Raw genomic sequence first — 5,333 nt, 5'->3', positions numbered from 1 at the left:
ACCGTTTCACCGAGGCGCAGATAATCGGGATGATCAAAGAGCAGGGTTCAAGCGTTTAGCGATTGATCCAGTGGATCAATCGTAGCGCAGAACGGCATGCCGACGGCTGAGGTATGCCTCAGGCACGGTCTGAGCACCGCGACGTTCTACAAACTGAAGGCACTCGAAGACGAGAACGCCAAGCTCAAGTGCCTGTTGGCGGACACTATGCTGGACAATGTCGTCCTGAAAGACCTGCTGGGAAAGAGCTGACGACATTGACTAAGAGGCGAGACGCGGCGCTCCGGGTGATGCGGGATCACAACTTCTCGCAGCGCCGGGCCTGCAGGCTGATCGGTGTCGATCCCAAGACAGGCCGGCACGAACGCCCGCCGGACTGCACCGAGATCCGCAAGGAGATGCAGAAGATCGCCGGTACGCGGCGTCGGTTCGGATAGCGTCGGATCGCCGTGCCGCTGGAACGCAATGGCATGAGCATGCACCACAAGAAGCGCTACAGGATCTATCGCGAAGAAGGCCTGTCCGTTAAGCGGCGGAGAGGCCGGAAACGGGCGCGCAGCACGAGGACACCAATGCCATTGGCTGCGTGTGTCAACGCGCGTTGGTCATTGGACTTCGTGTCCGACAGCTTCGGCGCCTCACGGAAGTTCCGGATGCTGCGATGATCGACGATTGCACGCGGGAATGTTTGTGTCTTGTCGCGGACACCAGCCTGTCCGGCGTACGGAGTGCCCTGAAGCTCAGCGCCCTGATCTGGGTCTACGACAAGCCCGACTGCATCGTCAGCGACAACGTCCTATGTCGGGAAAATCTGGCTGCTTAGGTCAGCAGGTCGTGTGGCATCCGGCGGACCAGATACCTTGATAAGGTTGCGCAGACGGGCTCTGCCTTCAAGAAATGATCTCTGCCATAGCAAACACAGGGTAGCCCTGCTGGAACATCCGGTCGATGCTTTGCACGTCGAAGGCGATGTTCTTCTGCGCTTGCGCCAGAAGTTGCTGCGTGCGGCTGACGTTCTGCTGAAGCGCCGATTACGGCAGGTTGGCGAGATTGCGGGTCTGGTTGATCAGCATCTGCGCCTCGTTCTGAAGCTGGGCGATCTGGTTGTTGATCGGCTCTAACGTTCGGGCTGCGGTCAGCAAGTTCTCGGCATGGTTGGTCGGATCATAGACGATCCGGCCGAACCCGCCGAAGAAGGCATGGGCCGGTGTCGTGAACACCGGGGCCAGTGCCAGAGGGGCAGCAAGCGCGAGGGCAAGGGTCGAGGCGCTCACCATCCTGGGGAATCGGGGCAGTTTGTACGTCATGGAGTGATCTCCTCTTCTTCCAGCATGATGCCGAACTCGTCCTCATCGACGACGAGCGTGGCAGGTCCTCGCGTGTCGCTGCGAGATTGGTGAGGTCGGCGGCCCAGTCGGCGCCGCACGCTCGAAGCCAGGCGGCGAGGAAGCCGTTCGGGCCGTGCTCGGCGAAGACCTCGGCAATCAATGCCTGGTCGGATTTGGCGGAAACGGCGCAGGGCAGGAGGCCGACATCGCTGCCCAGTTCGAACAGCCGGTTGCCGCGCCGCGACTGGCAGTAGTAATCGCGCTTGGGCGTGGCCCGCGCAAGGCTCTCAATCTGCCGGTCGTTGAGGCCGAAGCGGCGATAGATCGCGGTGATCTGCGGCTCGATGGCCCGCTCGTTCGGCAGCAGGAGCCGCGTCGGGCAACTCTCGATGCTCGCGGGCGCGATGGTGGAGTTTTCGATGTCGGACAACGACTGCGTGGCGAAGATGACGCTGGCGTTCTTCTTTCTGAGCGTTTTCAGCCATTCGCGGAGTCGCTCCGCGAAGGCATCTTCATGGAGCGCCAGCCAGCTCTCGTCGATGATCAGCAGCGTGGGCCGCCCGTCCAACCTGTCCCCGATGCGATGGAACAGGTAGGAGAGGACGGCGGGCGCCGCGCCGGTGCCCACAAGGCCCTCGATCTCGAACGCCTGCACGTCCGCCGATCCCAGATGCTCGCTTTCGGCGACCATAGACACCGCCGACACAGTAGGCCCGCAGTGCCTGCTTCAGGTCGTTCGATTGCAACAGCACGGCAAGGCCAGTGATGGTGCGTTCCCCCACCGGGGCCGATCGGACGATCAACGAGACCGAAGCCGGGATCGTGCGCCGCATCTACGCCGATTATCTCGACGGCCAGTCGTCGCATGCGATTGTGATGGCATTGAACCGAGAAGGACTCGCGGGTCCCCAGGGCAAGGAATGGGGACCATCGACCATCCACGGCAATCCCAAGCGCGGGACCGGCATCCTGAACAACGAACTCTATATCGGCAAGCTGGTCTGGAACCGGCTGCGCCACATCAAGGTTCCCGATACCGGCCGGCGCGCCTCCCGCCTGAACCCGGAATCCGAATGGGTGACGCAGGAGGTCCCCGAACTGCGGATCATTCCCGACGATGTCTGGACGGCCGTAAAGGAGCGCCAGGACCGGCTCGCCTATGAACCCAAAGCCGAGACGACCACCAACTTCATGAACGACCGCCGGCGCCCGAAGCATCTCTTCGCGGGCCTGATCAAATGCGGCTGCTGCGGGGGTGGCTATTCGATGATCTCGAAGGATTTGCTTGGCGGCTCGACAGCCCACAACAAGGGCACCTGCAACAACCCGGCTCAACATCCGCCGCGATGCGCTGGAAGCCTTCATCCTCAACGGGCTTCGCAAACATCTGATGGACCCGGCGCTGTTCAAGGAGTTTTGCACCGAGTTCACCAAAGAGGTGAACCGGCTGCGCATCGAGCGCGGCGCCGACCTGGAGGGTTGGAAGCGGGAACCGGAGCGTATCGACAAGGAACTGGACAAGATCGTCGACGCGATCGTGCAAGGTTTCCCGTTGTCGAAACTGAAGGACAAGTCCGAGAAGCTGGAGGCCCGCAAGGCTGAACTGACGGAGAAACTGGCCAATGCCGACGAGCCGCCGCCCCTGCTGCATCCTATCCGTCCGGCGAACCTGCCTTTCGGTTCAGTTTTTGAAGGTGCCGTGCCACAGCCACCGCCATGCTGCCCAAACGGCGGCTGATAAGCAGGCAGCGAACATGGTGTATTTCGTTACGAAGTGCGCCCAGTACGCCGCAGTGGAGACTGGTACCCAGTTTGTCCGGTCCTCTCGAAGCATAATGTAGTTTTGGCCTGCTTCATATTTGGTCTCGACAACCACTCCGCCGATCAAAAAATGCAAAGCGATAGATGCGCCGAACAGAAGCCAAACTCCGATTGCGAGGTGCCGGCTCATAGCTTTCGCCCATCGCCAGCTTTGGCATTCCACACCCACGGTATCAGTTCGTCGATGCGGTTGATTTTGTGATCTGGCAGACGCTCTAAGAGCCATGCGAGCCATGCTTCGGCGTCAACACCGTTCATCTTGGCCATTTCGATCTCGTCGTCCGACCAGAACCGCTTCTTCTGACCCTTCTTGCCCGCCATGGATCGCCTCAAGATGTACACTATCCATGGTGGACACTATCAGCGCACTCTGAGCTGCGCCAGAGCAGCCAAACCGGACGGATACGCCGCATCCGAACATGATGGTGTGGATGGCTCCCCCGACGGCATCGCAATGTGCCATGCTGGTGCTGTCAAAGGACCAACAAAGGAATGGGAGCCATCCACATGGAGATTACAACACTCGGGATCGATATCGCCAAGTCGGTTTTTCAATTGCACGGCGTCGACGCTGCCGGTCAGGCTGTGCTGAGAAAGCGCCTGCGCCGAAATCAGCTTCTGGACTTTGTGTCAAAGCTCCCGCGCTGCCTGGTGGGCATTGAAGCTTGTGGCACGTCCCATCATTGGGCGCGTGAAATCTCAAAGCTTGGTCATGATGTCCGGCTGATTCCGCCGACCTACGTGAAGCCCTATGTAAAGCGGCAAAAGAACGACATGGCCGATGCCGAGGCGATCTGCGAAGCGGTAACGCGTCCGAACATGCATTTTGTTCCAGTGAAAACGCCCGAGCAGCAGGGTGTTTTGGTCCTGCACCGGACCCGCAAGATGCTGTCCCGTCAGCGGACCATGATGTTGAACGCCTTTCGAAGTCACCTGGCCGAATTTGGGATCATCGCGCCGAAAGGCCCCTATCACGTGATGCAACTGGCCAAAGCGCTGCGCGAGGGCGCGCACGATTTGCCGGAGGTCGCACGCACCGCCCTGATCGGGTTCGCAGACCAGCTCGCGGCCCTGTCTGCAGAGATAAAGGCGCTCGAACGGCAACTGCGCGCCTGGCACCAGGACAATCCGGTCAGCCAGCGGCTGCAAACCATTCCTGGCATTGGCGTTCTGACTGCCGCGGCCCTGGCTGCGAGCATCCCCGACGCGTCCGTCTTCCGGTCTGGCCGTCATTTTGCTGCCTTCCTCGGACTCGTGCCGCGACAAAACTCGACCGGCGGCAAAGACCGGCTGGGGCGGATCACCAAGATGGGCGACCCCTATTTACGCACCCTGCTGGTGAATGGGGCGACTTCCGTGATCCGGCGCATCGAGAAGGCGGAAGGTCGGACCGCAATCTGGATCCGGCGGCTCTTGGACAAGAAGCCTGCGCGGGTCGCAACTGTGGCGATCGCCAACAAGACAGCGCGGATCGCATGGGCCGTGATGTTGCGCGAAGAGGATTACAAGGCGCCCGAAATGGGCTGAGAATAGTGCGGTGCGGGTGAGTCGCGTGCCGCTTGACTTGCGAGGGCATGGACAGTGATGATGATCTAACAGGAAAGACCGCAGCTGGGACACCCCGAAGTCGTCGCCCGGGCAGTATTGCTCGCTACCATGATTGGGAGCCGACCTGCGGACTTCATCAAGGCCAGCGGTCATGAAGCGCCGCGACAACAGGCCGGACACATGACCGCAATCCGCAAAGATCACGGTCGCCTGAAATAACCCTTGCAAAAACGGAGCCATCCACACATGCTAACACTCTATGCGCAGCGGATCGGCCAGCTCTACGAACACCTGCAAGACGAGGACGGCCGCGCCCGCGTCGCCGAGACCTTCCGGTCGCTAGTCGACCAGGTAACGCTGATGCCAGGCAATGGCGAACTGGCAATCGTCCTGCGCGGCGATCTCGGTGCGATCCTGCGGTTTACGGCCGGAAAGAAAAAACCCGACTTCCTTGCGGAGGCCGAGGCTTTTGGACAACCTGCTGTCGCATGGATCGTTGGTTGCGGGAGTAGGATTTGAACCTACGACCTTCAGGTTATGAGCCTGACGAGCTACCGGGCTGCTCCATCCCGCGCCAGAGTGTTCTCTGTTGGGGTCATCGAAAGAGAGATACCGTATTGAGGGTTTGTTAGGTTT

General features: G+C 60.5%; 3 protein-coding genes, 1 tRNA gene and 5 pseudogenes. 5 read left to right on the top strand and 4 right to left on the bottom strand.

Translation table 11 applies throughout. The annotated features are described in order from the left end of the window. Window positions 1–793, top strand: a pseudogene (locus tag AB9K34_RS17440) (IS3 family transposase); the annotation flags it as partial. A 130-nt stretch (window positions 794–923) separates the two neighbouring features. Here the strand turns inward: AB9K34_RS17440 and AB9K34_RS17435 are convergent. Continuing rightward, window positions 924–1,277: pseudogene (locus AB9K34_RS17435) on the bottom strand (P-type conjugative transfer protein TrbJ); the annotation flags it as partial. Beyond that, a pseudogene (locus AB9K34_RS17430) lies at window positions 1,165–2,119 on the bottom strand (conjugal transfer protein TrbE); the annotation flags it as partial. The pseudogenes AB9K34_RS17435 and AB9K34_RS17430, both read right to left, overlap by 113 nt. On the opposite strand from AB9K34_RS17430, the pseudogene AB9K34_RS17425 reads away from it, so the two are divergent. Next, window positions 2,094–2,417, top strand: a pseudogene (locus tag AB9K34_RS17425) (recombinase family protein); the annotation flags it as partial. The pseudogenes AB9K34_RS17430 and AB9K34_RS17425 overlap by 26 nt on opposite strands. A 196-nt stretch (window positions 2,418–2,613) precedes the next feature. Next, window positions 2,614–3,066, top strand: a complete 453-nt coding sequence (locus AB9K34_RS17420; RefSeq protein ID WP_369955704.1) for a hypothetical protein — start codon at window positions 2,614–2,616, stop codon at window positions 3,064–3,066. Between the two features lie 209 nt (window positions 3,067–3,275). On the opposite strand, the pseudogene AB9K34_RS17415 reads toward AB9K34_RS17420, so the two are convergent. After that, window positions 3,276–3,422 (bottom strand): annotated as a pseudogene (locus AB9K34_RS17415) (transposase domain-containing protein); the annotation flags it as partial. 234 nt (window positions 3,423–3,656) lie between these two features. Between AB9K34_RS17415 and AB9K34_RS17410 the strand changes: the two are divergent. Both AB9K34_RS17410 and AB9K34_RS17405 read left to right on the top strand, forming a co-directional pair. Beyond that, window positions 3,657–4,676: an IS110 family transposase gene (locus AB9K34_RS17410; RefSeq protein ID WP_369955703.1), complete on the top strand. Its 1,020-nt coding sequence runs from the start codon at window positions 3,657–3,659 to the stop codon at window positions 4,674–4,676. A gap of 267 nt (window positions 4,677–4,943) precedes the next feature. Beyond that, window positions 4,944–5,216: a hypothetical protein gene (locus AB9K34_RS17405; RefSeq protein ID WP_369955702.1), complete on the top strand. Its 273-nt coding sequence runs from the start codon at window positions 4,944–4,946 to the stop codon at window positions 5,214–5,216. On the opposite strand, the gene AB9K34_RS17400 is transcribed toward AB9K34_RS17405, so the two are convergent. Further along, a tRNA-Met gene (locus tag AB9K34_RS17400) sits at window positions 5,195–5,271 on the bottom strand. The two genes, AB9K34_RS17405 and AB9K34_RS17400, sit on opposite strands and share 22 nt — an antisense overlap. Between the last annotated feature and the right edge of the window lie 62 nt (window positions 5,272–5,333).

The sequence above is a fragment of the Sedimentitalea sp. XS_ASV28 genome (genome assembly GCF_041224545.1).
In the GTDB taxonomy this organism is placed as follows: Bacteria; Pseudomonadota; Alphaproteobacteria; order Rhodobacterales; family Rhodobacteraceae; genus Sedimentitalea.
This window is presented reverse-complemented; position numbering and strand designations above follow the sequence as displayed.

Excerpts from the sequence above, each read along its gene's own strand:
- AB9K34_RS17410 (WP_369955703.1), top strand. The coding sequence starts at position 3,657 with ATGGAGATTACAACACTCGGGATCGATATCGCCAAGTCGGTTTTTCAA.
- AB9K34_RS17405 (WP_369955702.1), top strand. The coding sequence starts at position 4,944 with ATGCTAACACTCTATGCGCAGCGGATCGGCCAGCTCTACGAACACCTG.